25 protein-coding genes are annotated in these 26,871 nt (G+C 64.5%); 10 read left to right on the top strand and 15 right to left on the bottom strand.

All coding sequences use genetic code 11. The features are described 5' to 3' along the window. Positions 1 to 59 precede the first annotated feature (59 nt). From AC1DGD_RS15880 to AC1DGD_RS15855, 6 genes are all read left to right on the top strand, one after another. The gene (locus tag AC1DGD_RS15880; protein WP_028277463.1) at positions 60 to 962 is read left to right on the top strand and encodes an ABC transporter substrate-binding protein; all 903 of its coding nucleotides are present in this window, start codon (positions 60 to 62) and stop codon (positions 960 to 962) included. Between the two features lie 6 nt (positions 963 to 968). Further along, positions 969 to 1,988: an amino acid ABC transporter permease gene (locus tag AC1DGD_RS15875; protein ID WP_476857462.1), complete on the top strand. Its 1,020-nt coding sequence runs from the start codon at positions 969 to 971 to the stop codon at positions 1,986 to 1,988. Continuing rightward, positions 1,985 to 2,752 carry an amino acid ABC transporter ATP-binding protein gene (locus tag AC1DGD_RS15870; protein ID WP_275959779.1) on the top strand — a complete coding sequence of 256 codons (768 nt, stop codon included), beginning with the start codon at positions 1,985 to 1,987 and terminating at the stop codon, positions 2,750 to 2,752. Before AC1DGD_RS15875 ends, AC1DGD_RS15870 begins: the two co-directional genes overlap by 4 nt. An 83-nt stretch (positions 2,753 to 2,835) precedes the next feature. Continuing rightward, positions 2,836 to 3,438, top strand: a complete 603-nt coding sequence (locus tag AC1DGD_RS15865; RefSeq protein ID WP_476857461.1) for a class I SAM-dependent methyltransferase — start codon at positions 2,836 to 2,838, stop codon at positions 3,436 to 3,438. Positions 3,439 to 3,517: 79 nt separating this feature from the next. After that, positions 3,518 to 4,327, top strand: coding sequence for an alpha/beta fold hydrolase (locus AC1DGD_RS15860; RefSeq protein WP_476857460.1), 810 nt, complete (start codon positions 3,518 to 3,520; stop codon positions 4,325 to 4,327). 88 nt (positions 4,328 to 4,415) lie between these two features. Continuing rightward, positions 4,416 to 5,777 (top strand): MFS transporter, encoded by a 1,362-nt coding sequence (locus AC1DGD_RS15855; RefSeq protein ID WP_476857459.1) that lies wholly within the window; start codon positions 4,416 to 4,418, stop codon positions 5,775 to 5,777. A 25-nt stretch (positions 5,778 to 5,802) separates the two neighbouring features. Here AC1DGD_RS15855 and AC1DGD_RS15850 read toward each other — a convergent pair whose 3' ends face one another. Continuing rightward, the gene (locus AC1DGD_RS15850) at positions 5,803 to 6,867 is read right to left on the bottom strand and encodes a sigma-70 family RNA polymerase sigma factor (RefSeq protein ID WP_476857458.1); all 1,065 of its coding nucleotides are present in this window, start codon (positions 6,865 to 6,867) and stop codon (positions 5,803 to 5,805) included. A gap of 266 nt (positions 6,868 to 7,133) precedes the next feature. Here AC1DGD_RS15850 and AC1DGD_RS15845 point away from each other — a divergent pair, with 266 nt between their 5' ends. Together AC1DGD_RS15845 and AC1DGD_RS15840 are read left to right on the top strand one after the other, a co-directional pair. Continuing rightward, positions 7,134 to 7,544, top strand: a complete 411-nt coding sequence (locus AC1DGD_RS15845) for an ester cyclase (RefSeq protein ID WP_476851623.1) — start codon at positions 7,134 to 7,136, stop codon at positions 7,542 to 7,544. A 482-nt stretch (positions 7,545 to 8,026) separates the two neighbouring features. Then, positions 8,027 to 8,446 carry an ester cyclase gene (locus AC1DGD_RS15840; protein ID WP_459384038.1) on the top strand — a complete coding sequence of 140 codons (420 nt, stop codon included), beginning with the start codon at positions 8,027 to 8,029 and terminating at the stop codon, positions 8,444 to 8,446. Between the two features lie 111 nt (positions 8,447 to 8,557). Here the strand turns inward: AC1DGD_RS15840 and AC1DGD_RS15835 are convergent, their stop codons facing one another. From AC1DGD_RS15835 to AC1DGD_RS15825, 3 genes are all read right to left on the bottom strand, one after another. Next, the gene (locus AC1DGD_RS15835) at positions 8,558 to 9,802 is read right to left on the bottom strand and encodes a flavin-containing monooxygenase (protein ID WP_476857457.1); all 1,245 of its coding nucleotides are present in this window, start codon (positions 9,800 to 9,802) and stop codon (positions 8,558 to 8,560) included. 162 nt (positions 9,803 to 9,964) lie between these two features. After that, the gene (locus tag AC1DGD_RS15830; RefSeq protein ID WP_476857456.1) at positions 9,965 to 11,044 is read right to left on the bottom strand and encodes a glycerophosphodiester phosphodiesterase family protein; all 1,080 of its coding nucleotides are present in this window, start codon (positions 11,042 to 11,044) and stop codon (positions 9,965 to 9,967) included. A gap of 189 nt (positions 11,045 to 11,233) precedes the next feature. Beyond that, on the bottom strand, positions 11,234 to 11,665 hold the full coding sequence (locus AC1DGD_RS15825) for an SRPBCC family protein (RefSeq protein ID WP_476857455.1): 432 nt from the start codon (positions 11,663 to 11,665) through the stop codon (positions 11,234 to 11,236). 423 nt (positions 11,666 to 12,088) lie between these two features. Between AC1DGD_RS15825 and AC1DGD_RS15820 the strand changes: the two genes are divergently transcribed. Continuing rightward, positions 12,089 to 12,469: a VOC family protein gene (locus tag AC1DGD_RS15820; protein WP_476851618.1), complete on the top strand. Its 381-nt coding sequence runs from the start codon at positions 12,089 to 12,091 to the stop codon at positions 12,467 to 12,469. Between the two features lie 197 nt (positions 12,470 to 12,666). Here AC1DGD_RS15820 and AC1DGD_RS15815 read toward each other — a convergent pair whose 3' ends face one another. From AC1DGD_RS15815 to AC1DGD_RS15800, 4 genes are all read right to left on the bottom strand, one after another. Then, positions 12,667 to 13,560 (bottom strand): potassium channel family protein, encoded by an 894-nt coding sequence (locus AC1DGD_RS15815; RefSeq protein WP_476857454.1) that lies wholly within the window; start codon positions 13,558 to 13,560, stop codon positions 12,667 to 12,669. Between the two features lie 190 nt (positions 13,561 to 13,750). Further along, positions 13,751 to 15,484: a hypothetical protein gene (locus tag AC1DGD_RS15810; protein WP_476857453.1), complete on the bottom strand. Its 1,734-nt coding sequence runs from the start codon at positions 15,482 to 15,484 to the stop codon at positions 13,751 to 13,753. A 335-nt stretch (positions 15,485 to 15,819) separates the two neighbouring features. Beyond that, positions 15,820 to 16,233: a hypothetical protein gene (locus AC1DGD_RS15805; protein WP_476857452.1), complete on the bottom strand. Its 414-nt coding sequence runs from the start codon at positions 16,231 to 16,233 to the stop codon at positions 15,820 to 15,822. Between the two features lie 64 nt (positions 16,234 to 16,297). Next, complete coding sequence (locus tag AC1DGD_RS15800; protein WP_476857451.1) at positions 16,298 to 17,224, bottom strand: Ltp family lipoprotein; 927 nt, start codon at positions 17,222 to 17,224, stop codon at positions 16,298 to 16,300. Between the two features lie 680 nt (positions 17,225 to 17,904). On the opposite strand from AC1DGD_RS15800, the gene AC1DGD_RS15795 reads away from it, so the two are divergent. Beyond that, the gene (locus AC1DGD_RS15795; RefSeq protein ID WP_476857450.1) at positions 17,905 to 18,495 is read left to right on the top strand and encodes a hypothetical protein; all 591 of its coding nucleotides are present in this window, start codon (positions 17,905 to 17,907) and stop codon (positions 18,493 to 18,495) included. Positions 18,496 to 18,648: 153 nt separating this feature from the next. Here the strand turns inward: AC1DGD_RS15795 and AC1DGD_RS15790 are convergent, their stop codons facing one another. The 7 genes from AC1DGD_RS15790 to AC1DGD_RS15760 all read right to left on the bottom strand — a co-directional run bounded on the left by AC1DGD_RS15790 (position 18,649) and on the right by AC1DGD_RS15760 (position 26,693). Next, positions 18,649 to 20,283 (bottom strand): alpha-amylase family glycosyl hydrolase, encoded by a 1,635-nt coding sequence (locus AC1DGD_RS15790; RefSeq protein ID WP_476857449.1) that lies wholly within the window; start codon positions 20,281 to 20,283, stop codon positions 18,649 to 18,651. Beyond that, on the bottom strand, positions 20,280 to 21,233 hold the full coding sequence (locus tag AC1DGD_RS15785) for a carbohydrate ABC transporter permease (RefSeq protein WP_476857448.1): 954 nt from the start codon (positions 21,231 to 21,233) through the stop codon (positions 20,280 to 20,282). Before AC1DGD_RS15785 ends, AC1DGD_RS15790 begins: the two co-directional genes overlap by 4 nt. Beyond that, complete coding sequence (locus AC1DGD_RS15780; protein ID WP_476857447.1) at positions 21,230 to 22,306, bottom strand: carbohydrate ABC transporter permease; 1,077 nt, start codon at positions 22,304 to 22,306, stop codon at positions 21,230 to 21,232. Before AC1DGD_RS15780 ends, AC1DGD_RS15785 begins: the two co-directional genes overlap by 4 nt. 82 nt (positions 22,307 to 22,388) lie before the next feature. Then, complete coding sequence (locus AC1DGD_RS15775) at positions 22,389 to 23,708, bottom strand: ABC transporter substrate-binding protein (protein WP_476857446.1); 1,320 nt, start codon at positions 23,706 to 23,708, stop codon at positions 22,389 to 22,391. 134 nt (positions 23,709 to 23,842) lie between these two features. Continuing rightward, complete coding sequence (locus AC1DGD_RS15770) at positions 23,843 to 24,877, bottom strand: substrate-binding domain-containing protein (RefSeq protein WP_476857445.1); 1,035 nt, start codon at positions 24,875 to 24,877, stop codon at positions 23,843 to 23,845. Positions 24,878 to 25,200: 323 nt separating this feature from the next. Continuing rightward, a complete protein-coding gene (locus AC1DGD_RS15765) occupies positions 25,201 to 25,902 on the bottom strand; it encodes a DUF6308 family protein (RefSeq protein WP_476857444.1) in 702 nt (233 codons plus the stop codon). Positions 25,903 to 26,153: 251 nt separating this feature from the next. Continuing rightward, positions 26,154 to 26,693 carry a uracil-DNA glycosylase family protein gene (locus tag AC1DGD_RS15760; protein WP_476857443.1) on the bottom strand — a complete coding sequence of 180 codons (540 nt, stop codon included), beginning with the start codon at positions 26,691 to 26,693 and terminating at the stop codon, positions 26,154 to 26,156. Positions 26,694 to 26,871 lie beyond the last annotated feature (178 nt).

The raw sequence follows: 26,871 nt of genomic DNA, 5'->3' as shown, positions 1-26,871 counted from the left end.
GCAGTGCCCTCCCGCAGCGTTGCGGGAGCCTAGAGAATCCCTGAACAGCTAAGGAAGCCATGCGCACCCGATACCTTCTTCCCGTTCTGACCATAGCCACGGCGCTCTCGCTCTCGGGCTGTGTCAACAACAGCGAACCCGCCGCCACCGGCTCGGCATCCGGTACCGCTGACGCCATCGACGTGCAAAAGAATGACTCCATTGCTGCCTCGCTCCCGGAAAAAATGAAGAGCTCCGGCGTGCTCAACGTCGGCATGGCCAACAACTACCCGCCCAACGAGTTCAAGGACGATAACGGCGAACCGGCAGGCTGGTCCGTGGACCTCACCAATGCCCTGGGCAAGGTTATGGGGTTGAAGGTCAACTTCGACATCGGCACCTTCGATAACATTCTGCCGGCGGTGAAGGCAGGGAAGGACGACATGGGAATGTCGTCCTTCTCCGACACACTGGAACGCGAAAAGCAGGTCGATTTCGTGAACTACTACTCGGCCGGTATCCAGTGGGCGTCGCCCAAGGGCAAGAATGTGGACCCGAACAACGCCTGCGGGCTTAAGGTCGCCGTCCAGGCCACCACCTATGAGGACACGCATGAGGTGCCGGCCAAGTCGAAGGCGTGCACGGATGCAGGCAAGCCGGCGATCACCATCTTCAAGTACGACGCGCAGGACCAGGCAACCAACGCCCTCGTGGTGGGGCAGGTCGATGCGATGAGCGCCGATTCGCCCGTGACTCTGTATGCGATCTCCAAGACCAAGGACAAGCTGCAGACCGCCGGCGACGCCTTTGAGGTGGCGCCGTACGGGATGCCCGTGGCCAAGGGCAGCGAATTTACCCCGGTCCTGCAGAAGGCGTTGCAGGCACTGATCGACGACGGTACGTACAACAAGATCCTGTCCAAGTGGGGCGTCGAGTCCGGTGGCGTCAAGACAGCAACTCTCAACGTGGCAGCCAAAGGGTGATAGCAAATGAGCGAGCCGGAATCCGACAGGATGATTGAGTCGGAGCCTGACAGGAAGCTGCGGGCCCGGGGTGGGCAGGACACGGACAACTCGCCGGCGGAGGCGATCGTCGCGATCCCGCTGCGGCACCCGTGGCGGATCGTGATTGCCGTGGTTCTGCTGCTGGGGTTGGCGGTATTTGTCCTGGACGCCGCCCAGCGCTCGGACTATGGCTGGCCGGATGTCGGGAAGTACATTTTTGACCGCCGGATCAGCCAGGCCGCGTGGGTGACGTTGTGGCTGACCATCTACTCGATGATCGGCGCGATCGTCATCGGCCTGCTGCTGGCCATCATGCGGCTCTCACCAAACCCGGTGCTCAAGAGCATTGCCTGGCTGTACATCTGGATCTTCCGCGGAACCCCTGTCTACGTGCAGTTGGTGTTCTGGGGCATCGTGGCCCTGATCTACCCGGTGTTCACGCTGGGGATTCCGTTCACGACGCCGTGGGTCACCGTCCCGAACGAGATCTTCACGAACCTGTTCATTACCGCCGTGATCGGTCTGGCCTTGAACGAGGCCGCCTACATGTCTGAAATCGTGCGTGCCGGCCTGCTGTCCGTGGACGAGGGCCAGGCGGAGGCTTCAACGGCCCTGGCCATGTCCTGGGGCCAGACCATGCGGTATGTGGTGGTTCCGCAGGCCATGAAGATCATCATTCCGCCGACCGGCAACGAAGTGATTTCAATGCTCAAGACCACATCCCTGGTGGCCGCGATCCCGTTGAGCATCGACCTTTACGGAGTGTCCCGCGGCATTTCAGCCGTGACGTTCACCCCCGTCCCGCTGCTGATTGTGGCTTCGCTCTGGTACCTGCTCTTCACCTCCGTCCTGATGGTCGGGCAGCACTTCATCGAAAAGCGGTTCTCCCGCGGAACCGGACGGATCAAGACAGGCAAGGCACCCGCCGCGCCCGAACCGGCGCCGACGGCCGGACCTGGCGCACCGGGTGCACCGCTCGGCACAGATTTTGGAGGTAAGGGATGACGGGCGTGCCAATGGTTCTTGCGGAGAAGGTTTCCAAGAATTTCGGATCCAACAGGGTCCTGCGTGGGATCAGCCTGGAGGTCGACCCCGGGGAAGTCCTCTGCATCGTGGGGCCCAGCGGTTCGGGCAAGTCGACCTTCCTGCGCTGTATCAACCACTTGGAAGTTGTTGACGGCGGCCGGCTTTCGGTCGACGGACAGCTGGTCGGCTACCGCCAAAAAGGCGAGAAACTCTACGAACTCAAGCTCAAGGAAGCTGCTTTCCAGCGCCAGGAAATCGGAATGGTCTTCCAGCGGTTCAACCTGTTCCCGCACCTGACCGCGGTGGAGAACATCATTCTTGCTCCCATGCGGGTGAAGAAGATTTCCAAGGCCGCTGCCACTGCAAGGGCCATGGAATTGCTGGAGCGCGTGGGGCTGGGGGACAAGGGCGATGCCTATCCGGCGCACCTTTCGGGCGGCCAGCAGCAGCGGGTGGCCATTGCCCGTGCCTTGGCCATGGACCCCAAGCTGATGCTCTTCGACGAACCGACCAGTGCCTTGGACCCGGAGTTGGTGGGCGAGGTGCTCGATGTCATGAAGGGACTGGCCAAGAGCGGCATGACCATGATTGTGGTGACCCATGAGATGGGGTTCGCCCGCGAGGTGGCCGACACCCTGGTCTTCATGGACGACGGCGTGGTGGTGGAGGCCGGGGCTCCCCGCCAGATCCTGAGCGATCCCCAGCACGACCGGACCAAGGCGTTCCTCTCCAAGGTGCTGTGACGTCGAAGGTTGACGGCGCGGCGGTGAGCCCTGGCCTCACTGGCGCAGTGGCTTCGCCGCCGCGCCAGTGCAACACTGAATCCGTGGACAGCCTCGCGGACAGCAAGATCTGGGCGGACTACAACGCCGCCCAGGCAACCCGTGGGGTGCGCACGCTGTGCCTCAACGCCATGGCCTTCGCCGGCCCGGGGAACGGCCGCCGCGCCATAGATCTGGGCTGCGGCGCGGGCAAGGAAACACTGGCGATGCTCGACGGCGGCTGGCGGGTCCTCGCCGTCGATTCACAGCCGGACACCCGGGACCAGCTGCTCGCAACTGTGCCCGCGGCGCTCGCCGAACAGCTGGACGTCGAGCTAAGCCCGTTCGAGGACCTTCCGCCGCTCCCGGAGGCGGGGCTCATCCTGGCCAGCTATTCGCTGCCCTTCGTCCACCCCGAAAACTTCGCCCGCCTTTGGCGGATGCTGCTGGGGGCGCTGGGCCCTTCCGGCGTCATTGCCGTGAATTTGTTCGGCGAGCGGGATTCCTGGGCCGCCATTCCCGAATGGAACTTCCACACCGAAGCTGAGGCCAGGGGCTTGTTCGAGGGACTGGATATCCTCACGTTCGAGAGCTACGACGCCGACGGCCAATCCTTCCGCGGTCCCAAGCACTGGCACATTTTCGACGTCATCGCCCGGAAACCCTGACGCCGGGCAAGACCCTTATCCGGCAGGACTTCCGCCCGACCTGATCGACCGAAGAGGTCTCCGAGAGGAGCAGTACGTTATGGGTGATGCCTTCAACGCCGTGGATGGTGTCCGAATTTCCTTTCAGGAGCAGGGCGCCGGCCCCACTATCGTTCTGGTGCACGGTTCCGGGCTCTCCCGTGCCATTTGGCGGGGACTGGGCTACACGAAGGCCTTGCAGGAGCGCTTTCACGTGGTGACTCTGGATCTGCGGGGACACGGCCGCAGCGACAAGCCGCAGCACGAAGATGCCTACAGCATGGACCTGCTCGTCGGGGATGTTGTGGCAGTCCTGGACGCCGCCGGCGCGCAGGCAGCCCACTACGTGGGGTATTCTGCCGGCTCGAGAGTCGGATTCTCACTGCTGGCCAGCAGCCCCGAGCGTGTCAAGACATTTACGGCTGCGGGCGGCACGTACCGCTCCCCGGCCGGGCAAATCGAATCGATCTTCTTCCCCGGATATGACCAGGCCCTGGACCGGGGCGGCATGCCGGAATTTCTGCGCCAATGGAGTATCGCCACGGGCCGTGACCTCGATCCGCAGACGGCCGCCGCGCTGCTGGCCAACGACCCCGCGGCCTTGCGCGCCTACTTCCGGCGGAGTGAGGACGAACCCGGAATCCCGGAGGCCGTTCTTCGGACAATGGACACCCCCACCTTGCTGCTCGCCGGCACGGACGACCCGCTTCGGTATGGGGACTCGGAACGGGCGGCCCAGCTCATGCCCAGGGCCCAATTCCAGGCACTGCCTGGCCGCAACCACGGGCAGACCTTGGTTCCCGCCGGCCCGGTCCTCAGCATGGTCACGTCATTCATCACCTCGGCGGCCAGCCCGGCGAACAACGGCTAGACATGGAGGGCTGGCGCCAGATTGACGACGACGGCGGCATGCGTCGTCCGGTTCGATTTCGGCCGGCGTCGTAGGACAGACTGTTGCCGTGAGCAACTCTCCCCGTGCAGGCCTGGCCGTCGCCGGACTCAGCCTCGGCACGTCGCTGAACCCGTTGAATTCGTCGATGATCGCTGTCGCCCTGGTGGTGCTGCGCGAGGACTTCGGGCTCGACGTCGCCACGGTCACCTGGGTGATCACGGCGTTCTACCTCACCTCCGCGGCCGGCCAGCCGCTGATGGGCCGGCTCGCGGACCGCTTCGGCCCGCGGCGGCTGTTCCTGCTGGGCATGGCCCTGGTAGCCGTGACCTGCGCGCTCGCGCCTTTTGCGCCCAACTTCGCGCTGCTCTGCGTAGCGCGGGCGTTCATGGCCCTCGGCACCGCGACGGCGTACCCGAGCGCCGTCGTCATGGTCGCCGCGCTGGCGCGGGAGGCGAACGTGAAGTCCACCCGGCCGCTGGGCCGGATCCAGATGGCGAACACGTCGGCGGCCGCCGTCGGGCCCGTGGTGGGCGGCCTGCTGGTGAGCCTGGTGGGCTGGCAGGCGTTGTTCCTGATCAACGTCCCGCTCTCGCTGCTGGCGATCCTTGTGGTCCGGCGCTTTGCCCCGGCCGACGGTGCCCGGGAACGCGGCCGGGTGTCGGAACTGGTGCGCGACTCTGACCTGCCCGGGATTGGGGCCTTCATCGGTGCCCTGGTGCTGGTGATGATGGCGATGCTGAATGTGCTGCCCGACTACCGGTGGTGGCTGCTGGGCGGCGGGCTGGTCCTTGCGGCGCTGTTCGCGTGGCGGGAGCTGCGGTTCAGCCCGCCCTTCCTGGACCTGCGGCTGCTGGGCCGCAACCGGCCGCTGCTGCTGGTCTACCTGGGTTTTGCGCTGTTCAACGGCGTCTACTACTTCGCGTTCTTCGGGCTGCCGCAGCTGCTGCAGACCGCGGGCGGCTACAATCCCGGCGTCGTGGGCCTGCTGATGCTGCCGCTCGCCGCGATCTCCGTGGTCGGGACGCCGTTCGCGGTCCGCGCGATCGACCGGTTCGGCGTGCGGCGGGTGCTGATCGCCGGCGTCGTGCTGCTCCTGGTCGCGTCTGCGGCGATGTGGCTGCTGACGGTCTCCCTGGCCGTCCCGCTGGTGCTCGCGCTGACCGCCCTGCTGGGTGTGCCGTACTGCGTGGTCGCCATTTCCTCAAGCCAGGGCATGTACGTGTCCACCCGGCCGGAGGAGCGGGGGGTGGCCGCCGGGATCTTCCAGACCTGCCGCTACCTCGGCGCGATCACGGCGACCGTGCTGATCGGCATCTTCTATGGGAGCGGCGTGACGCAGGCGAACTGGGGGCTGATGGTGTTCGTGATGCTGGGGCTGGGCGCGGTGGTGCTTGTCGTGTCGCTGCAGTGGCGGGAGCGGCGGGCCTGAGGTCCGGCGCTGCGCGAGCCGACGTCTACTCCCCGCCGGAGAGGCCCTGACTCTCAATCCGATACTGCCGCAGGGCGTCGGACCGGGACGGGTCCCTGAGCTGCTCCATCGCGGTGACCTCGATCTGGCGGATGCGTTCTCGGGTCATGCCGTAGGTTTCCGCTACCGCGGCTAAGGTTTTCGCTCCGCCACCCGTGATGCCGAAGCGCATCGCAATGACCTGGGCTTCCCGGACCTCGAGCGTGCTGAGTACGGCATGTACCTGCGCCTTCATCTGTTGATGGAAGAGCGCATCGGTTGCGTCGAGGTCGGAGGAAACCAACAGCTGTTCGGCGAGGGCTTCGGTCCCGCCCCGGCCGTCGGGCACCCACGAGTCCAAGGAACAGGCCGGCCGGTCCACGGAAAGCAGACACTCAACCTTTCCGGTTGGAATTCCGGTCAGTTGGCTGAGATCTTCCTTGTTGCAGACGGTCCCTGTCATGGCGGCCGTCCGTTGCGCTGACCGTATCTTCTGCAGCTGGTCGACGACGTTCCCCGGCAGCCGGATCAGGCGTGCCTGTTCAGCCAGCGCCTTGAGGATGCCGCCGCGGATGCAGAATGTGGCGTGGGTGGAGAATCTGAAACCCTTGGTGAAGTCGAACTTGCAGACAGCCGTATGGAGTCCCAGGTTTCCTTCCTGGATCAAGTCCTCAAAGTCGAGGCCCCGGTGGGTGTAGCGCTTGGCGATCGACACGACGAGCCGGAGGTTGGCGTGGAACAACGTGTCGGCGGCACGCTGGCCCAGAAGGACGATGGTCCGAAGGTCGGCTGTATCCTGGCCGGGCCGCGATGTGCCATCCGCCAAGAGCCGTTCCGCGAATAGCCCCGCCTCGATTTCTTGCGCCAGTTCCACTTCCTGCTCGGCGGTGAGCAAATCGTATTGGCCCAGGCGGCGCAGGTAGTCAGCGACGGCGTCATCGGTCAACCCGCCACCGGCTTGCGGATGTTGCGCCCGGCCAGCGTCATCCGAATCGAACGCTTCAGGGACCCAAGCACCTGCCGCGGGCAGGGACGGTGCCCTGCCGATTGCCCCGTGGATTGGGTCAGCCATGTCATCCCCTGCCGGACGGTTCATGCTCGTGAAGGCAGACTACGTGGCCGGTGTGACAATATTCGGCGGGGCAGGGGCGGGCACAACAAACGGGGGTAATCAGCGCATCTTGACACCCTTGAAGCCTCGGAATATCTTCTGCCTTAACGAGGCAATTCGCCCCGTTTCCCATCAATTTCAGCGCTCAGCCCGGGCGCATCTGCCGGGGCCCATGGATAGTGCCGGCGGACAGCCACAACGGTCTCTTGCACCTGAAGGAGCCCAGAATGTCCAGCACGTTGATCAATCGCTTCTACTCGGAAGTTCTCGCCGGCGGCAACCTCGCCCTCGTCGATGAAATGATCACGGACGACTTCATCGACCATGAACCGGCGTTCCCCGGACAGCCGCCCGGCAAAGAGGGCGCACGGTTCTTCGCCAGTGCCATCCGAAACGCATTCCCCGACATCTCGGTCAAGGAAGCCGAGCCGACTCTCTCCGATGGAAACCTTGAGGCTGCCCATGTTGTGATGACCGGCACCCACAAGGGCGACCTGATGGGTATTGCGGCGACCGGCAAAACGGTCGAATTCGGCGGGACCGACATCGTCCGCGTCCAGGACGGTAAGATCGCCGAGCACTGGGGTAGCACGGACACCATGAGCCTCATGCAGCAGATCGGAGCCCTGCCGGAATAACAGCCGGCGCCATGTTCTCGCTGGCCCGGGACGATTAGGCGTCGAGTATTTTCCGGGCGTGCGCATAAAACGGGAAGGTGCAACGGATGGTTGGAACGTGGCGTGCGGCGCCTGCTGCCTTCCAACAGCAACACGGGGTCACTTACGGCCCATCCCGGCAGCTGGGATGGGCGCAAAGTGACCCCGCGTTGCTCTTGGGTGACGGCGTCGGCAGGGCTGGGAGCGGCGGCGGCAGCCCAAGGCATCTTGACAGCCCCGAAGCACCGGAATATCTTCTGCCTTCACGGGGCGTTTCGCCCGTTCCTCACTCGAATTTTCACACTGTTGCTCGGCGCTCTACGCGGATCGCTGATGCCTGCCTGCGGAGCCAAACCTGCCTGCTGAGTCAAAACGGGGGGTCCCTCCGGGGTGGTCTGCGCATGCTGCCGGGGCACTGCGCTGGGGGGATCAAAATTCGGTCTCGCGCCCACAAGGAGTCGGAAATGTCTGAAGGTGTTGGATTGATTGAGCGGTTTTACAGGGACGTCATTGAGAGCGGAAACCTCGCCCTCGTTGATGAGTTGGCCGCGGACAGCTATGTGGATCACGAAGAGGCCCTGCCCGGGCAACCGCCGGGCAAGGACGGCGTCAAGTTCTTCGTGAACACGATGCGGTCGGCTTTCCCGGACATCAAGGTCAAAGAGATCGAGCCCAAGGTGATGGCTGGAAACCTGGAGGCGTGCCATGTGATTCTCACGGGTACGCATCGCGGGGACCTGGCCGGCATCCCGGCAACGGGCAAGAGCGTCGAGTTCGATTGCACTGACATCATCCGTGTCGAGGACGGAAAAGTGGCCGAGCACTGGGGCACGACGGACAACCTGGGCCTCATGCAGCAGATTGGTGCCGTGGCCGTTGCCTGAACCGGGCGACAAACAACAGGGCCGGCGCGCAACAAGAGTGGCTGTCCACGTTCCCCACAGGGAAACGCGGACAGCCGTTCGACGTCGACGGCGGTTCGATCAGAGGGGCTGTCAGCGCCCGGCGATGTGCCCGGCAATGTACTCGGCATCGCGTCCCACACCGGCCACGACCGCCGAGCTGTGCCCGGTGAGCCACGGCAGGCCCACGGCGTAGAGGCCCGGGTAGTCCGTGACGCCGCGGCTGTGGCGCGGGTAGTTCCATTCGTCCAGTACGGGGATGTCGAGGAAGCCGAAGTCGAGCCGGTATCCGGTGGCCCACAGGACGGACGTAACGCCCTCCGCTGCCAGGTTCAGCCGCGCCGGCTCTGAGGGAACCCAGTCGTCGGTCGGCCGGAGTTCAGCCTCCGGCGCTTCGATCCCAGCAGCGGCAATGTACGCATCGAGCATCGGTCGGAGGCGCTGGCTGAAGCCGGCCTCAATGGTGGCGAGGCGTTCGGCGAGGTCATCGCTGAAGACGAGGTCGCCGTCGTCGGCTGCGTCCAGGTGGCCGTGCAGCCGGATTCCGCGGCGGCCCAAATCCCGTAGGTGGATGTCATGGCCGCCGTCGGCGCCGGACAACAGCGGGTTGCAGGCAAACCGAGCCGCGGGTGAGGGCAGCCGCTCCACGGAAAGTCCGTTCAGCCCGTGCTCGGGGCCGTGCAGTCCAAGCTGCATCATCCAGTAGAAGGTGTCCTTGCCGCGGTACCGGCGCGGCGCCTCCGGGCAGGTGGACACCGCCAGATGGACGTCGCGGCCGGCCGCCAGCAGCTCCTCGGCGATCTGGCCGCCCGACTGGCCGGTGCCCACAATCAGCACAGCGCCGTCCCGCAGTTGGCCCGGGTTGCAGTACTCGTCGGTGTGGAGTTGCACGATGTGCCCCGGCAACCGTGCGGACAACGCAGGGATTTTCGCTTTCTGGAAGCCGCCGGTGGCCAGCACCACGTTGCGCGCCCGCCAGCTGCCCTGGGTTGTTTCCACGTCGAAGGCACCGCTGTCCGCGGCGGCGATGCGTGTGACGTCCGTGCCGGTGCGGACCGGCGCGCCGATGGCCTCCGCGTAGTGCCGGAAATAGTCCACCACGGCATCGCGCGGCATAAAGACGTCCGGGTCCGGACCGGAGAAGGGCATGCCCGGCAGCGACAGCGAGAAATTCGGGGTGTTCAGGTAGAACCCATCCCACCGGTCCTGCCAGGCACCGCCCAGGGCGGCGCGCCGTTCCAGGACGTGATGCGCGACGCCGGCCAGGTCGAGCCAGTAGCTCATGGCCAGACCCGCTTGGCCTCCGCCCACAACGAGCGTGTCCACTTCAGCGTCCATCTCCGCCCACCACCTCGATCAGTGCACATGCGCGAGGAGCGCGATCCCGGGAAAATCCTGCCCCGCCGTCGTCTTAACCCCTACGCCGGGTCTGGGACCAGGCGTAGGGGTTAAGACGACGGCGGGGCGGCCACTTCTGTGGCCGCCCCGCCTATCGAGGTGCTAGCTCATAGCCGGGTAGGCCTTGGGGAGCTTCAGCCCGCGCTGTTCCATGAGAGTGCGCAGGCGGGTGGGGTAATCGCTGATGAGGCCGTCCACGCCGAGGTCCATCAGGCGCGTCATGTCCGCCGTGGTGTTGACGGTCCAGGGGATGACCGGCAGGCCGAGCTCGTGGGCTTCCTTGATCATGCCGGGGGTGACGGAGGCGAAGGTGGGGGAGATGACGTCGTAGCCCTGGGCTGCCGCTGCTTTGGCGAGCGAGCCGCCGTAGGTGTCGATGTCGATGCCGCCGAGGTTGGGGCTGGCGCCGGGCTTGCCGACCTCGAGCCAGGCGTCGCCGCTGGACAAGGCGACGAGCGGCAGCTGCGGGGCGATCTTCTTGGTCAGGTTCAGCGAGGACCAGTCGAACGACTGCACGGTGCTGCGCCCGGCCATCCCGGCGGTATAGATCTCCGTGACTACGGCCTTGGTCAGGGCCACCATGCCCTCGCCGCCGGACTTCCCGTCTTCCACCTTGGTTTCGATGTTGAAGCGGACCTTCTTGGCGTCGGCATCGCGGACCAGCTGGAAGACGTCCTTGAGCTCGGCGATCCGGTTGCCCTTCACCACGTCCTGCTCCGGGAACCCCTTGAGCTGGGTGAACCCGCAGTCCAGAGTCTTGATCTGCGCGAGCGACAGCTCGGCCACCCGGTCACCGACGTAAGGGTACTGCGCGTCGCCGGGAGTCGCCGGCGCGGTGTCGCGGCACTTGTCCGCCTGGATGGTGTCGTCATGCCAGACGATCACCTTGCCGTCGGTGGTCAGGTGGGTGTCCAGTTCCAGCGTGGACACGCCGAGCTTCAGCGAGTTGGCGAACGCGGCCAGCGATTCCTCGGTCCACTCGCCGCGGCCGCCGCGGTGCGCCTGCAGGTCAAAGGAGCCGTTGCTCTCATTGGTCTTGATTGCCGTTGTTGCCTCTGCGGCCTTTGTTGTGGCGGCGTTCGACGACGGCGAGCCGGCTTCGGGGTTTGAAGCGGCGACGGCGGGGCTCGCCAGCGAGGCGATGAGCGCGGCGGTGGCCACGGCAGTCAGGGGTGTGCGCATGGTGATGGTTCCTCCCGGGTGACGTTACCGGCGTCGTGCCGGCGACCCGACCACCGTAGGGAGGTGAGATGGACTGTTGTGTGCGGGGAGCTGGACCGGGAGTGAACACGAGGAAACCGGGCAGGGTGACGGGTCTGGAGACGCGAAAGACCGTTCGTGTTCCGGAACTCCGCAGCGGGTCAGGCTTCCTTAGATGCCGCCACCCAGGACCGCCTGCAATTTCTCGAACGACTCGGTCCACCCGTTGCGGTGCAGGGCCAGCCGGTCCTCCGTCAGAAACGGTCCCTGCGAGAGCACCAGGCGCGTGCCTGTGCCGGTACTCCCGAGGGAGAGGTCGACGACGGTCTCCCGGTCATCCGGCGCCGGTTCCTCCCAGCGGAAGGTGTACACCAGGCGCCAAGGAGGATCGATCTCCAGGAACTCGCCTGAGAGGTGGAACGGTTCGTCGTCCGGCGGGGTCATGCTGAATCGGTAGCGGCCGCCTTCGGTGAGGTTGACGTCGGCTGCAGGGATGATGAAGCCGTGTGGACCCCACCACTTCACCAGCTGGGCCGGTTCCGTCAGCATCCTGAAGACTTCTTCCGGGGGAGCAGCGAGCGTGCACTCCAGGTTCAGGACCAAGCCGCCAGTTTCCTCATTCCCCGTTGCCTCATTAACGGACTCCGCATTCATCCTTCAACTCTGGCATCGTGCGGCCACTGGCGGAAGTGGACCGGCGGCCGCCGCCCGTCACGCCGCAAGCGTCAGCAGCTTGCCTTCCGTCACGCCCTGTTGGACCGGCGCTTTGCAGCTCCCTGTTCGGAGAGCGACCCTTCAGCCCACTGCCAGTCACCCCTGTTTCCGCAAGACCAAATCGGTCCATAATGGCCACATAACTTCGGGGACCCCTCGCGCTGGTGATGCGTGGCGCGGCGTTGGAGAGTCCCAGGTGGCTGCCCCGGCTCGGCGCAGGGGCGGTCACGGGCTCCGGACAGGTATCCCGGGGACCGAAACCGGGGGAGCATCGCCATCGCTGCGGTCATCAACGCACTGAAGGGAATCATCATGTTCAAGGATTCAAACATCATCGCTGTCCTCCCCGCGAAGGACATCAACAGGGCAAAGGAGTACTACCGGGACAAGCTGGGAATCGAACCCTCCGAATCCATGGAGGAGGGCAGCGTCATGTACAGCTGCGGGCAGGGAACCCGCTTCCTCGTCTACCAGACAGAGAATGCCGGGACCGCGAAGAACACCCAGATCGGCTGGGAAACGGACAATCTGGAACGCGAGATGGAAGAACTGCGGGGCCGCGGCGTCGTCTTTGAAGACTACGATTTTCCCGGCCTGAAGACGGAGAACGGCGTCGCCACCGCTGACTGGGGGAAGGCAGCCTGGTTCCTGGACAGCGAGGACAACATCTTCAACATCTCGCAGCGCGCGTAGGCCGGAGTCTGGCACCGATCAGCGACTCATAGCATCGCTGCGGCCGGCTACGAAGCCGGAGGGAACCGGCTCCCGCCACCAACGCGGGAGCCGGTTTCAGCGCCGGGCTGGCCGGCCTCGAGCCAGACGTCGCAGCTCGGACAGGGCAAAGAAGCGCGGTCAGAACAGCAGGGTACGCAGTAGCGGCTACGCGCACGCTAGTTCGTGTGCGAATCCCCCGGCCGCCGGTGCCGGTGGTGCAGCTCGTAGCTGTCGAATACATCGGAAGATGTGGCTCCGGAATGGCCGAATTTGCCTCGGAGGACCTCCGCGAGTCCGTCCAGCGCCGCGTGGAGCATCCGTCCGGCGAACTGCAGTTCAGGGTTCTCGCTGCGCTGGGCCTGGGATGCCAGCTCCTGGGCGTAAGCCACCGTGGCGGGGAGGGAGCCGCGCTGCTCAATTTCACGGAAGTAGTAGGTTTCATGGAACGCAAGCAGGTCTATGCTCACCGTTGCCACGTTTCCGGCAATTGCCTCCAACAGCCCGGCAGCGTGACTGGGATCCATGGCCAGTACACCTGCCGGACCTGCAGCCTCCCTGAACAGGGTCAGCTGGTGGGCAAGGGCCCGGCGGCGGTTCAGGGCCGGGAAAGTCTGCAGGATCCAGGTGACCGTTGCTGTCAGCAAGCCGAAACCGGTGACGGCCTCGAGGGCAACAACCAGCCGGAGCAGTGGTTGCGTTGCCACGATATCGCCAAACCCCACGGTGGAAAGAGTGACCAGGGAGATGTAGAGGGCTTCGGCAAAGTCGGCCCGCAGCGGAACCCCGGCTCCGTAAACAAAGCCGTCCGTCAGATGGGGCAGGTATAGCAGAGCCCAGCCGATGGCCGCCAAGCCTGCCCAGGCGCCAATGACAGCGGCCATCGCCAAGGGTGCTGCGATGAAGGAGCCCCGGCCCCGCAGTCTTCTCGATACAAGCCAGAATCCGCGCATGATCGCCCGGCCCAGAGGACCGGAACCGTGCGGATAAAGCAGCGTACGAAAGACGTCAACGAGCATCAGCAGAACCAGCCCGGCCCCCAGAACCGTCCAGAGCGTGTCCTCGAAGTCCATGCCTCATCTTAGAGGTGGCACTCTTTTGAGGAGCAGCCGCACGGTCCGGGCAACGGGCCCGCGGGATAGCCACCGACGGGCGGCCCGGCATCTGGCCGCTTCAATCTATACACGGAAACCCCGCCAGTACCTTTTGGCTGGCGGGGTTTCCTTGCGATCGCGGTGGTCGTAGTCGGGCGAATATAACCCGCTATTTAGCCACGGCGGCAGTCGGAACGGACGTTCGGGAGAACGTTGTGTAGCCCGGCTTGGACCCCGTCACCTTGACGGTGAGGGTCTTCGCTACGTCTGTTGTGGTGGGTTTGTAGGTAGCGGCGTTGGCGCCGGTGATTGCAACGCCGGCTCGGTACCACTGGTAACGGAGCGTGACTGGTGCTGGTCCCCAAACGCCGGAGTTAGCGGTGAGGGTGGACCCCACCTTGGCGGTCCCGGTGACGGTGGGCGTGGCCCTGACCAGTGATCCCTTGACCACAGCAGCCGTGGCGGCGGAGGTTCGGGAGAACGTAGTAAAGCCCGCCTTGGACCCGGTGACCTTGACTGTGAGGATTGCTCCCAGGTCCTCCGGCACGGGGGTGTATGTGGCAGAGGTGGCGCCGGTGATCGCGACGCCGGATCGGTACCACTGATACCGGAGCGTAACCGAGGCGGGACCCCACGCTCCGGGGACGGCCGTGAGGGTGGTCCCGACGGCGGGAACGCCCGTGATCGTGGGGGTGGACCTTGTCAGCGAACCCTTGGCTACTGCCGCCGTCGGGGCGGACGTCTTCGAGACCGTGCTGTAGCCGGACAGGGACCCGGTCACTTTGACGCTGAGGGTGGCCGCAACGTCAGCGGCGGTGGGGGTGTAAGTGACCGCACTTGCGCCCGGGATGAGCACCCCGGCGCGGTACCACTGGTAGCTGAACGATGCAGGCGACGGAGCCCAGATGCCCGCCTTCGCAGTCAGAGTCTGGCCGACCTGGGGCGTTCCGGCGATCGTCGGTGCCGGGGCTGCAAAGGAGCCCTTGGCAATCTGTGCCGTCGGTGCCGACTTCTTAGTCACGGGCAAGTAGCCGACTTTGGAACCGGTGACGCCTACGGTGACGGTACTCCCCGCGTCAGCTGGGATCACGGTGTAGGTGGCTGCGTTGGCGCCGGCGATGGCGGCTCCCGAGCGGAACCACTGGTATCCGAGGGCGACCGGGGAAGGTCCCCAACTGCCGGCGGTGGCCGAAAGCGTGGACCCGACTTGTCCGGTGCCGGAAATGGTCGGAGTCGATGCGGCCAGAAGACCCTTGAACGTCGTTGACCAGGAGGACACGGCATCGGGGGCCAGCGCATAGCCTGCCCGCGCCTTGGCGGTTACTGTTACTGTGCCCGTTCCGGGGAACGTGCCGGCCGAAGCAACCTGGCCGTCTACGAGGTAATCGACGCCGGACGTGGCCGGGATCGTGTAGGTGTCGCCCGCGGTGCCGTCCTTCTCAGTGAAGGTCACGGCGGCTGGGGAAACTACCGTCGGAGGTGCTTCGTCGATGACCGTGACGGTTTTCAGTGTCTGGAAGAAGCTGGAGGCGTTGCCCCAAGTGTCACGCAGTGGGTAAAGCACCACCTCCCACTGTCCGGTTGCGGCGCCCTGCGGGATAGTAATGGTGTGCTTCCAGATGCCGTCCTGAATCGTTCCGGAGACCAGTGTCATGCCGCCAAAGCCCTGGCTTTGGCCACCCCCATTGACCCAGCCCCACGGGTCAGGGTCGACCCAGTTGGCAATCATGGTCGGCGATTGCACAGCTGTGGCGTCGACCAGGTGAATGGTGACGTTGATGGTCGCCGGACCCTTGTAAAGATTGAGGTTTGTCCACGTGACCGACTGGCTTGCGAGCACGGGACCTGACATGTCGGATGCCTGTGCCGGGGCGGCGACTGTGGCACCGATTGTTGTAAACATGGTCACTAAGACCATCAAAGTCATCAAAGGCCGAACGCGATTGAAGACGCGCATGAGAACCCCCATAGTGTTGCCTGTAAGAAGGCTGAGTGATGCCTGACAGAACCGCAGACACGTGAATCATACACATGAACCTTCAAGTGTCGAGCCTTGGTGCCGTCGCGGGTCCCAGCCGAGCTTCACGAACGCGAAGGCGAAGGCCTGGTGCATCTCGTCGGCGAGGGTACGCACCGCCAGTGGGACGCTCGTTGCGGCAGAGGTCCACCATCAGGACTTGGTGCGCCGAACGGCGGGTGCGGATGGCTGAGTGTGGCCATCAACACCCGCCGCACTCCCTACTTGGTTACGTGAACGACGACGGCTTTGCTAAGGGGCTGCTTAGCGCCCGGGTTATCGATTCCGGTGACTGTCCAGTTCCTTAGCAAGAGGACTGTTTTGCCTGTATCGGCGTTGTAGATGATGTTCTCGAATCCCAAGGCCGCCAAGTCGTCGTCGAGGGCCTGAGCATTCATGCCTTCAACTGCGGCCGGAATTACGGCCGTCTCGGCCGGAGCGGGAGCGGCAGGTACGGCAGCTGCGGCGGCTGGAGCCGCCGCAGCTGCTGTCACAGTCGCCGTTACAGTCGCCGTGGCAGTTTCCGTTACAGTCACGGTCTCGGTGACGGTCGGAGCAGCTTTAGGCGTATTTGCTCCCGCGCATCCTGATAGTGCAAGACACAGCAAGCCCGTCAGGGCCAGTTCTTTATTCATTATTCCCATTTTCATTTGTTCTGGATTTAGTAGCCCATCGGCTGGGCTTGATCGATTCGGAGCGCTAGAGGCCCGTCTGGCTCACTCCGTACTCAGCTTGCGCCGGGCTGAAGCCCTCGAAGATCAGCTGGTCTTTCAGTCCGGCACGGGAGAAGGACTGGTACTCGAGGTAACTCTTGGCGGACTTGGCTGCCTGCTCGTTCCAGTCGACTGTCACGCGGTCAACGGCCCAGGTCGCATCCGGTGCCGAATACTTCTCGAACTCCAGCTGCTTGATCAGGCCCGTGCGCGAGAAGGCTTGGTAATCGAGGTAGTCACCAGCGGTCCGCAGAGCGTTTTGCTGACTGGTCGTCCCAGCTTCAGCGGCGGCCTTAGCAGCAGCGTCAGCCTCTGCCTTCGCCGCCTTAGCAGCAGCGTCAGCGTCGGCCTTGGCTTTGGCAGCAGCGTCAGCGTCAGCCTTGGCTTTAGCGTCAGCCTCTGCCTTCGCCGCCTTAGCAGCAGCGTCAGCGTCAGCCTTGGCCTTAGCGTCAGCCTCAGCCTTGGCGACGGCGGGATCCTGCGTTGGGGTCGCTGTCGGGGTAGCAGTAGCAGCGGCAGTAGCGTCATTTACGGAGGAAGCGGGTGAGGCGGACGATGTGGCAGCTCCGGCGCGGCTGGCATTGATGATGATGCTCAGGAGGATGAAGGCAGCGGTGACGATCAGGGCAATTTTCTTGTGCTTGTCGTAGCCCTCCAGCGGAAGACCTTGCTTATCGCGGGTTTTGTTCGCCAGTACGAGGACGAGATCGACCAGGGCCCAGATGCCCAGGCCACCGAAGGTGACCAGCTTGAGGATACCGGTTCCGACTTTGCCCAGATAGAAACGGTCCACGCCGAAAACGCCGAGGAGGAGGGAGAACAGCCATGTCACGAGGAAAGACTTATTGCTCTGTTTTGCCTGTCCATATCCGTAAGCCGGGGGATAGGGGGCGAGGTTCGGGGGTTGGCTCATAAGAGTCCTTTCATAGGACACCTGACCGACGTGCGATGCGAGCGTGCGGAGTGGGTGCGGTGATGGACGCACATAGGGGGGAGCCCGGCCTGGAACGCGGGTCGTAGAGGTAGTGCATCACGCCAGCCAACAGTCACAAGCATGTTCGCTTCCCCCAATAGCGTCGCGGGCGTATACCCGCATAACGGATGTTACATTGCATCCACGAAATCGAATGCAAACACATTGGAAAATGTCATCTCGGGCATTTTCGAGAGTGCCGGCGGAGGCTTTTGGCAACATGATTACCCCCGGACAAAGGCACCCCGGTCACGCTCAGCGCCAGCGGGAAGGGCTTCCCCGTCACCGCGGGCGGCCGCGGCTTTCTGAAGTGCCGAGGTGATGACGGCCGAGACGAGCCGGACACCTCGGGGTCCGGCTGCTTTACTGACCCGCAGCCCTCGACACGCAGTCCCTTTGCAAATCCGGGACACTCGATCAAAATTACGTCTCGTCTGCGAGATTCTGGATCTGGCAAGGTACATTCGAGGCAAATTCGATCTAGGGGACGCAACCACACGATGAATAAACGCTTCAACCCGCCGCCAAACTGGCCGACACCTCCTGCGGGTTGGGTTCCGCCATCTGGGTGGCTGCCCGATCCAGCCTGGGGCCCGCCGCCAGAAGGGTGGCAGCTCTGGGTGGATGAACCTGCGGTTGGAACTCACGGCGCCTATGGTTTCACCTCGCCCCTCTCCGCGACTCCGTATCCAACGAAGAAAAAGAAGCGAAGAGTCTGGCTGGTTCTCTTGGCCGTCGTACTCGCTCTCTTCGCAGGATGCGCAATTATCGGGTCGAGCGTGCGTTCGTCGTCCACCGAATCACAGCTTGAGTCGAAGAACCGGTCTCCGGTTTCGCAGGCTCAAATCGACGCAGCGAAAGAGCTTAGTGAGCGTGATTTGGCGCTTCTAGTCAAGAGCCCTGACAGCCATTCCGGAAAAACCATGGTCATCTACGCCAGAATTACGCAGTTCGACGCTGCCACCGGGAAATGCATTTTCCGAGCCAACATCTCACACAAGAAGATGGAAAACTCTTGGGAATACGGTGAGAACTCGATTTTCCGCGGAGGCGATGGAGATTCAGACTGTCCTTCACTGGAGGGATTCGTGGCGGACGACGAGGTTCGCATTACGGCCACGTCACTGGGCTCGGTTAGCTACGAGACCCAGATGCGTGGGAACACCACAGTTCCGTCCTTCCAAGTAGAAAAGATAACCTCCGCGAAGTAGTCGGGCATTCGATCGTGGAAGGGAACAGAGGGCCTGCAGCCCGGGGCTCGTACGAATTCCTCCACGCGGACTCGAGAACACGTAAAGCTAACGCCCCGAGCTGCCCCGGTCGCGGCGCTTTCGTAGGCAGACCGATTCAGTCGCGCAGCACGCTCAGCCCTTCAGTACCCAGGCCGCGTTGTTCGGCTGAAGCCAACCGTCCTCGGCCAGGGGCGCGGCGCTGAGCAGCACAGTGCCAGCCGGCAACCGGACGGGCTCGGTGCCCATCGCGACGACGACGAGGAAGTGCTCGTTACGTTCGCAGATGAGGAGGTTTCCGGCCTCGACCCGCCAGCTGCCGCCGTCGTCCTCGGTGAAGACCTCGTTCTTCCATAGCTGTCGGCGCAGCTCCAGGGCCGCTTTGGTGAGGTTCAGCATGGACTCCGGGTCCTGCTCTTGGCGCTCGATCGCGTGAGTTCCCCAGCCGGCGGGGATCGGGAGCCACGGCTCCGCGGCAGTTTCAGCGAGCGAGAAGCCGTTGTTCAGCTCCGCGCCCTCGGTCCAGGGCAGCGGGACGCGGGCGCCGTCGCGGCAGACGCCGCCGCGGGCCCACATCGGATCCACCCGGGCCTCTGCCGGGACGTCGACCTCGGGCAGACCGAGCTCCTGGCCCTGGTAGATGTAGGCGGCGCCGGGCAGTCCGAGCAAAGCCACCAGCGCGGCCCCCGCCCGGCGTGAACCCAGTTCGCCGCCGCCGAAGCGGGTGACGGAGCGGACGATGTCGTGGTTTTCCAGCGCCCACGTAGGGGCTGCACCGTGGAGCTGCCGGGCCGCCTCGAGCTCGTTCCCGACGGCGGCCCACGCCTCCGGATCCCAGCCGAGCTTCACGAACGCGAAGGCGAACGCCTGCTGCATCTCGTCGGCACGGGTATAGCGGGCGGCGCGGGCCGGCTCCAGGTTGACCTCGCCCACCAGCAGCCGGTGCGGCTCGTACTTCTCGGCGAGGGTACGCCAGCGGCGGTAGACCTCGTGGACGTCCTCCTGGTCCGAGACCTGCGGGTTGGACCGCAGCCCGTCCACCACCCCGCCGGTGGAGGGCGAGTCCGGCAGCCCGTCGGCCTTGAACAGCGCATGCGCGACGTCGATCCGCAGCCCGTCCACCCCCTTGTCGAACCAAAAGCGGAGCACGCCGTCGAAGTAATCGCCGACGGCGGGGTTGCGCCAGTTCCAGTCCGGCTGCCCGGCCGAGAACAGGTGCAGGTACCAGTCCGTGTCCGTCTCCGAGCCGGGATTGGCACGGCTCCAGGCACGGCCGCCGAAGACGCTCTGCCAGTTGTTCGGCGGGACACCGCCGTCAGGCATGTCCACCGAGCCTTCAACAAAGTGGAACATGTCCCGCTCCGGCGAGCCCGGCCCGGCCGCGATGGCCGCCTGGAACAGCGGGTGCTCCGAGGAGCAGTGGTTGGGGACGACGTCGAGCAGGACCCGCAGGCCCAGCGCGTGCGCCTGCTCCAGGAGCGAGTCGAACTGTTCCATGGTGCCGAACAGCGGGTCTACGCCGCAGTAGTCAGTGACGTCGTAGCCCTGGTCCACCTGCGGGGAGGGCTGGAACGGGGTCATCCAGATGCCGTCGACGCCGAGCGCGGCGATGTACGGCAGCCGGGCGATGAGGCCGGCGAGGTCGCCCACGCCGTCGCCGTCGCCGTCGGCGAACGAGCGCGGGTAGACCTCATAAATGACGGCGGACTGCCACCAGTCGGGGGCCTGCGTGATCGTGGTTTCCTCGAGCGAGCCGGGAGCAGCGCTCATTTGCTCGCGCCCGCGGTCAGGCCTTCGACGATCCGTCGCTGGAAGATCAGCACCATAATGACCAACGGTACGGTGACGATCACGCCGGCGGCCATCTGCTCGCCGAAGGGCGCCTGGAATTCGGTAGCGCCGGTGAACTTGGAGATCGCCACCGTGGCGGTCTGGATCTTGGGGTCGTTGATCATGGACAGCGCGATGATGAATTCGTTCCAGCTGTGGATGAAGGTCAGGATCGCGGTGGTGAAGACGCCCGGCGCGGCGAGCGGCAGCAGGACCCGGCGGAACGCCTGCCACTTGGTGCAGCCGTCGATCATGGCAGCTTCCTCGAGGTCGAACGGCAGGGCCTTCATGAACGTGGTGAGGTTCCAGACCGCCAGCGGGATCGCAAAGGACAGGCTGGGGACGATCATCGCCTGGTAGGTGTTGATCCAGCCGAGGTCCGTGAACAGGCGCAGCAGCGGCACCACCACGGAGATGCCGGGGAACATCGACGTCGCGATGATCACGCCCAGGATCACCGACTTGAAGCGGAAGTTCAGCCGGGAGATCGCGTAGGCCGCGAAGACGCCCAGCAGCAGCGCGAACACCGTGGTGGTGCCGGCCACGATCAGGGAGTTCAGCAGGGCCTGGCCGAACATGGTGGAGCCGTCGAACACCTTGACGTAGTTCTCCAGCGAGAACGGCGCCGGGAACAGGGTGTTGTCGAAAATGTCCGCGGTGCGGCGCAGGCTGGAGACCAGCATCCAGTAGAACGGCGCCAGACAGTAGGCGAAGATCAGCGCCAGGCCCAGGTACACCGAGTAGGAGCGCCACGTGCGCTGCGCTTTCGGCTTGCCTGTGTTCGATTTGCCGGGGCGGCCGACGGCGGTGCTCGCGTCGGGCGTGCCGGCGCCGGTCGCGCCCGGGGCACCGGAGTCGGCGGCGGCGTTGCGGAGGTCGGAGATGGTCATCGGGTGGCCTCGGCCTTCTTCTGTTCGGAGATTGCCAGTTCAGAGTTCGCCTGGCTGCGGGTTGCCTTGGAGCGGTTCTTCTTCGAGATCAGCTTCAGTTCCTTGGCGCCGGTGACGTCGGCGCCGAGCACCTTGACGAACACGATCGCGACGACGGCGACGTACAGGAAGAGCATGATCGCGAACGCCGAGGCGGAGCCGTAGCGCAGCTGGTTGGATTCGTCCCACGCCAGCATGGAGAGGGTCTCCACGGATTCCTTGCCCGGGCCGATCAACACGAAGGGCAGGTCGAACATGCGCAGCGCGTCGAGCATGCGGAACAGCACGGCGACCAGCAGGGTGGGCTTGACCAGCGGGAGGGTGATGGAGCCGAGCTGGCGCCACCAGCCTGCACCGTCGATCTTGGCGGCCTCGTAGACTTCGCCGGGGATGACCTGCATGCCGGCGAGGACCAGCAGGCCGATGAACGGGGCGGTCTTCCAGACCTCGGCGACGATGATGGCCGCGCGGGAGGCGTTGCCCTCGGCGGTCCAGAGGATTTCGCTGCCGAGCAGGGTGTTGGCGATGCCGTCGGACTGGAAGATCCAGCGCCACAGCAGGCCGGACACGGCGGTGGGCACGGCCCAGGGGACCAGGATGCTGGCGCGCAGGAAGGACCGGCCGCGGAACGCGCGGTTCATGGCCAAGGCCAGGCAGAGGCCCAGGACGGTCTCGAGGAACACCGTGGTGATGGTGAAGAACGTGGTGTTGCCGAGCGCATTGAGGAAGCGCCGCCCAGTTTCGCCGACAAAGAGGTCGGCGTAGTTGGCCAGGCCCACGAAGGATTCGACGTCGGCCACGAAGCCGTCCGCGTCCAGCCCGGATTCGGCGCGGTAGAGGGACTGGTGCACAGCGGCGAGCAGCGGGTACACGATCACCAGGGCCAGCACCAGGATCGTGGGGGAGAGCAGCAGGGCGGCCATGCGGCCTTCGCCGGGAGTGCGGTTGCCGCGGTGGCCGCGTTTGCGCGGGCTGGCTGGTTGGGGTGTGCCGGTTGGCGCGCCGGCGGGCGGGGCGGTCGTCGTCGTCGTCATTCTGGGAACCTCACTGGGGTTGCAGCTGATGGGCCGGCCGGGGTGAACCGGCCGGCCCGGCAGCTGCTCGAATAGTTCGGAATTACTTGGCGGAGAGCTCGGTGAGCTTGGCCTGCATGTCGTTCAGGGCCGTGTCCGTGTCCTTCTTGCCGGTGATGGCCGCGTAGGCCTCTTCCTGGATGGCCTTGGTGGTGGCACCGTACTGGACCACCTTGGGGCGGGGCTGGGCGTTGTTCAGCGAGGTCAGCAGGGTGGGGAAGAACGGGCGCTTGGCGACGACGGCGGGATCCGCATAGAGGGACGCGTACGCCGGGGCGCGGGAGGAGAGGGCGAGGCGCTTCTTGGCTTGCTCCTCGCTGGTGAAGAACTTGATGAACTCCAGGGCAGTGGCCTTGTTGGCGGTGAAGGGTGAGATGGCGAGGCTGCGGCCGCCGAGGGTGGAGACGCCGGGGCCGTCGGTGCCCGGGATGGAGGTGATGCCGAACTTGCCGGCCACTTTGCTGGAGCCGTCCGTGGCGCTCAGAGAGGCGTGCAGGAAGGGCCAGTTGCGCAGGAAGACGAGCTTGCCGTCCTGGAACGCGCGGCGGCCCTGCTCTTCGAGGTAGGTGATGGCGTCGGAGGGGAAGAGGCCTTCCTTGAAGCCGTCCACCAGCAGGTTCAGGCCCTTCTTGGCCTCGGGGGTGTTGACGGTGGGCTTGCCGTCAGCGTCCACCACGGTGCCGCCGGCGGAGGCCACGGCCTCGGAGAAGTTGACCGTGAGGGCCTCGTTCTTGTCGAACTGGCCGGCGTAGCAGGACATGCCCGCGGCCTGGGGGAGGGCCAGGATGGCCTTGCAGGCGGTCTTCATTTCGTCCCAGGTCTTGGGCGGGGCGGCGATGCCGGCGGCCTTGAGCAGGTCCGAGCGGAAGTAGAACAGCGCGCCGTCGGTGTAATACGGGGCGCCGACCAGGGTGTCCCGGTACGTGGCGGCGTTGACGGTGGCGGGGATCATCTTGTCCGTGGGGATCGCGTCCGCGGGCAGCGGCATGATCCACTTGTTGGCGGCGAATTCGGAGGTCCAGACGACGTCCAGGTTCAGCACGCTGAAGGTGTCCGATTTGATCTGGGCATTCTGGATGAGTTGCTGGCGCTGCTGGTCCGCGGAGTCCGGCAGTTCGATGAACGTGACCTTCTCCTCCGGGTGGGCGGCGTTCCACTCCTCGATGCTCTTGTTCGCGGCACCCGAGGCATCGCGGTTGGAGACGTAGTTGATGGGGCCCTTGCCCTCAAAGGACGCGGCGGCCTTCGGGGCGCTCTGCGCGTCCGTTCCGGTCCCGCCGCAGCCGGTGAGGGCGACGGCGGCGACGGTCAGGGATGCAGTGGTGGCGAGAAGAGTCTGCCAGGTGCGGCGGCGCTGCCTCATGTGTTGCTCCTTGTTATGTGGGGTGGTGCGAGGGATTGGTGCGGGTGGTTTGGTGCGTGCGGAATCGCGGCGGGTTGCCTGGTGGCACGGGGGAGTGCCGGCTGTCGCCGTGGGTGGTGGTGTTTGGGTCTTGGCTAGCTGGCTAGGACGTGTTCGCCGACTTGTGCGCCGGTTGGGGCCGGGTTCGCCGGTGTTGAATTGACCGGCGCGGTGGAGCCGCGCTCGATCAGCCGGTGCGGCATGATCTTCGGCCCCAGGTCGCGGGAGCGGAGCAGCTTCTTCACGGCCATCCGCCCCATCTCCTCGAGCGGCTGCGCCATGGTGCTCAGCGGCGGATTTACGTGCAGGGAGGTGGAGGTGTTGTCGAAGCCCAGGACGGAGACGTCCTCCGGCACCCGCAGTCCGCGCCGCTGCAGTTCATTGACGACGGCGGCGCCCATCTCATCGCTCATCGCGAAGATCGCGGTGAGCCCGGGTTCCTGCTGCAGCAGTTCGCCGACACCGGCGGCGCCGCTTTCGTAGAAGAAGCTGCCGGTGGCGGTGACCGGGGTGCATCCGGCTTCTGTCATGGCGCGCAGGTAGCCGCGTTTGCGGGGCTGGCCGACGTAGATCGATGCCGGATCCCCGGTCAGGAGGCCGATGCGCCGGTGGCCGAGCCGCAGCAAGTGACGGGTCGCGTCGTAGGCTGCCTGCTCGTCGTCGATCGCCACGCTGGGCGAGCCCGACTTGTCACTGATGGCGACGGAGATGATGGGGACGTTGGGCCCCAGCAGCTGCCTGGTCTCCGGCGTGATCACCGCGGAGATGAGGATGACGCCGGCGGCCCGGTAGGTGCGCAAGGTTCGCAGGTACCCGGCGATGTAGGCGGATTTGGCGCCGGTGCGGCCGAGCATCACGGCGTAGCCGCGTTCCTGGGCTTCCTCCTCCACGCCCTGCATGACCTGGGAGGCCAGGGCATCCGAAACCATCGGCGCGAGCAGCCCGATCACGGACGTCTGCCTGGTCTTCAGGCCCCGGGCGAGGTAGTCCGTTTCGTAGCTGAGGCTTTTGACCGCGGTCTCGACCCGTTCCCGAGTCTCGTCCGAATAGCCGACGAGCCCGTTGACAACCCGGGAAACGGTGGCCGGGGAGACGCCGGCATGCTTGGCGACATCGCGGATGGTGACCACTGTTCCTCCTCCCTGAGGCTGTCTCTGTGTTTGATACCCGTCATGGCGACGGGGTACGCAAACGGTTTACGTAAACGGTTTCGTTGCGTGCAGAATCAACAGTAAGGGGTGGTGGCGGGATCGCGTTGCGTTTCGTAAACGGGAGAGTGCCAATGGCAAAGGCGCCGTCTCAAAGGGCTGGGGCGCCGGTTCCACAGCGGGGGGACGTGTGCCGGGCTGAGTTGGGCAATTAGGCTTTGGCGCCCGTCTTATGGGCATGTCGCTGACCGGCAGAATTCAGGAACAGTGACCTTGGCTGGCGACGCCAAAAGCAGTCGGCATTTTTAGGGCGTTACAGCTTCGTCCCCATTTTCCAAGGGTTCAAGTCCCTGCTCTATTCCGTGCATCCAAAGCACAACATCCATGACCCTCAGCTGAGAGATATTCTCCTTGATGCCGGAGAGGGCGCGAATCTCCTCCAACACTTCGGGCAAGTCAGTATCCAGAAGGGCGGAATGCCAGTCCAGCCACTGGGTTCGGGCCGTCCCTTCCAGTTCCGTTACACGATCGATCACGGAGTCATAGACCGGAATGAGCCGGGGTCGCTTCCGGGCGAGGAGCTTGCTCGCAGTCGTGGCGCCAATTCCCCACTTGGGGCCCGAATCATTGGTGAAGACACCCCAAAGTCGCGACGCCGCGCTTGTGCCTGACCCTAGAACTTCGTTGAAGTTCTCACGTTCCAGGTCTACCAAATCAAGGTCCGCCGGAATCTCCAACAACAGCCGAGTGATCGTTTCTTGGTGTGTGTGAAGGAGTCCGAATGCCGCCGCGCCTCGCACGCGAACGCCCAAAAACGAGACTGCCAGAATGTCTTCCTCGGTCAGCACGTTTGCCGAGCCGACTCTGGCACCACCACCGCGCCACGACTCGAACCGACTTCCCGTGCGAGGAAACCCCGTACTCGTTTCCTCCTCGAAATATGCGTGAAGTAACTCTGCGGCTTTGCCTTTGAGTCTCTTGTCAATGAGGATGTGGGGGAGCTGCATCGTGATTCCTATCGGGGTTTACTCAATGACCCAGCCCGAACCCTTCCTAGGATCGGGCTCAGATGTCTCAGGCGTTCTGTCTAAAACTTAGACCTCAGAATCCCCATATGAAGCGAGCGGCTCCGCTTTTTTATCCGCAGCCGTGAAATTCCTGCTGCCTGCTAGAAACAGGGCAGCCGCTGACGGTTGTGCGAACTGGTGGACGATCAGACCTGATTTGCTGGACCGAACACCCAAAGGAATCTAGGGAACTAGTTCTCGAGCCAATAGGATCGCAAATCCTGCAACGTCTTCTTGGCAGTCAAGGCCGACTCGTATGGTCCGGGCATTACGAATACGGACGCGCCTCCAAGCGTATGGTCGCTCAAGAAGCCATTACCTTTGAAGTTCCCCAGAAGCGTCGTCGCGGCCTGCTTGAAGGAAAATATGACCAGCGGTACTGAACGTTCCCCTAGCTTCTGCTCGAGAGCTTCTGTCCCCACCCTGACCTCTTCCCGTCCGACCTCTGAGGCACTAATCGTTGGCCTTTTTACTACGTCGGTGAAACCGATTCCAGCGGCCACGGCGTGATCATCTTCGTAGCCATGAGTTGCTTGCCCTAGAACCTCGGCCTCGCGAAGCCGTCGGAACAATGCCTGACCCATCCGACCTTGGTAGTAGTGACCGATCGAGACACTGACGGGTGCTGGGTTGATGCCGACGATCACGGCCTTCGGCGCCCGCGGCCAAAGATCGGCCAACGTCTCGATTGATTCTCCCAACCAGTCCATGGTCACTTTATGGCTGTTCATCATCCCACCTTCTGTGTGCGTAATGGATAGCGTTCATTTGTCTCCTGCGAATACTACTCAGGTGGACAATGCTCCATCAGCAAAATCGTCCGCCGCGTTCTACACCCTGATGGGGGCGGCCGCGTACATATGCAACACACGAGCGTGTGGCTTCAAGTAGCACATAGGGCGCATGGCA

Source organism: Arthrobacter sp. 05T45 (assembly GCF_056395875.1).
Note: the sequence above shows the minus strand (reverse complement) of the source record. Positions and strands in the feature narration are given on the sequence as shown.

Excerpts from the sequence above, each read along its gene's own strand:
- AC1DGD_RS15880 (WP_028277463.1), top strand. The coding sequence starts at position 60 with ATGCGCACCCGATACCTTCTTCCCGTTCTGACCATAGCCACGGCGCTC.
- AC1DGD_RS15875 (WP_476857462.1), top strand. The coding sequence starts at position 969 with ATGAGCGAGCCGGAATCCGACAGGATGATTGAGTCGGAGCCTGACAGG.
- AC1DGD_RS15870 (WP_275959779.1), top strand. The coding sequence starts at position 1,985 with ATGACGGGCGTGCCAATGGTTCTTGCGGAGAAGGTTTCCAAGAATTTC.
- AC1DGD_RS15860 (WP_476857460.1), top strand. The coding sequence starts at position 3,518 with ATGGGTGATGCCTTCAACGCCGTGGATGGTGTCCGAATTTCCTTTCAG.
- AC1DGD_RS15850 (WP_476857458.1), bottom strand. The coding sequence starts at position 6,867 with ATGGCTGACCCAATCCACGGGGCAATCGGCAGGGCACCGTCCCTGCCC.
- AC1DGD_RS15845 (WP_476851623.1), top strand. The coding sequence starts at position 7,134 with ATGTCCAGCACGTTGATCAATCGCTTCTACTCGGAAGTTCTCGCCGGC.
- AC1DGD_RS15840 (WP_459384038.1), top strand. The coding sequence starts at position 8,027 with ATGTCTGAAGGTGTTGGATTGATTGAGCGGTTTTACAGGGACGTCATT.
- AC1DGD_RS15835 (WP_476857457.1), bottom strand. The coding sequence starts at position 9,802 with ATGGACGCTGAAGTGGACACGCTCGTTGTGGGCGGAGGCCAAGCGGGT.
- AC1DGD_RS15830 (WP_476857456.1), bottom strand. The coding sequence starts at position 11,044 with ATGCGCACACCCCTGACTGCCGTGGCCACCGCCGCGCTCATCGCCTCG.
- AC1DGD_RS15820 (WP_476851618.1), top strand. The coding sequence starts at position 12,089 with ATGTTCAAGGATTCAAACATCATCGCTGTCCTCCCCGCGAAGGACATC.
- AC1DGD_RS15815 (WP_476857454.1), bottom strand. The coding sequence starts at position 13,560 with ATGGACTTCGAGGACACGCTCTGGACGGTTCTGGGGGCCGGGCTGGTT.
- AC1DGD_RS15810 (WP_476857453.1), bottom strand. The coding sequence starts at position 15,484 with ATGTTTACAACAATCGGTGCCACAGTCGCCGCCCCGGCACAGGCATCC.
- AC1DGD_RS15805 (WP_476857452.1), bottom strand. The coding sequence starts at position 16,233 with ATGAATAAAGAACTGGCCCTGACGGGCTTGCTGTGTCTTGCACTATCA.
- AC1DGD_RS15800 (WP_476857451.1), bottom strand. The coding sequence starts at position 17,224 with ATGAGCCAACCCCCGAACCTCGCCCCCTATCCCCCGGCTTACGGATAT.
- AC1DGD_RS15790 (WP_476857449.1), bottom strand. The coding sequence starts at position 20,283 with ATGAGCGCTGCTCCCGGCTCGCTCGAGGAAACCACGATCACGCAGGCC.
- AC1DGD_RS15785 (WP_476857448.1), bottom strand. The coding sequence starts at position 21,233 with ATGACCATCTCCGACCTCCGCAACGCCGCCGCCGACTCCGGTGCCCCG.
- AC1DGD_RS15780 (WP_476857447.1), bottom strand. The coding sequence starts at position 22,306 with ATGACGACGACGACGACCGCCCCGCCCGCCGGCGCGCCAACCGGCACA.
- AC1DGD_RS15775 (WP_476857446.1), bottom strand. The coding sequence starts at position 23,708 with ATGAGGCAGCGCCGCCGCACCTGGCAGACTCTTCTCGCCACCACTGCA.
- AC1DGD_RS15765 (WP_476857444.1), bottom strand. The coding sequence starts at position 25,902 with ATGCAGCTCCCCCACATCCTCATTGACAAGAGACTCAAAGGCAAAGCC.
- AC1DGD_RS15760 (WP_476857443.1), bottom strand. The coding sequence starts at position 26,693 with ATGAACAGCCATAAAGTGACCATGGACTGGTTGGGAGAATCAATCGAG.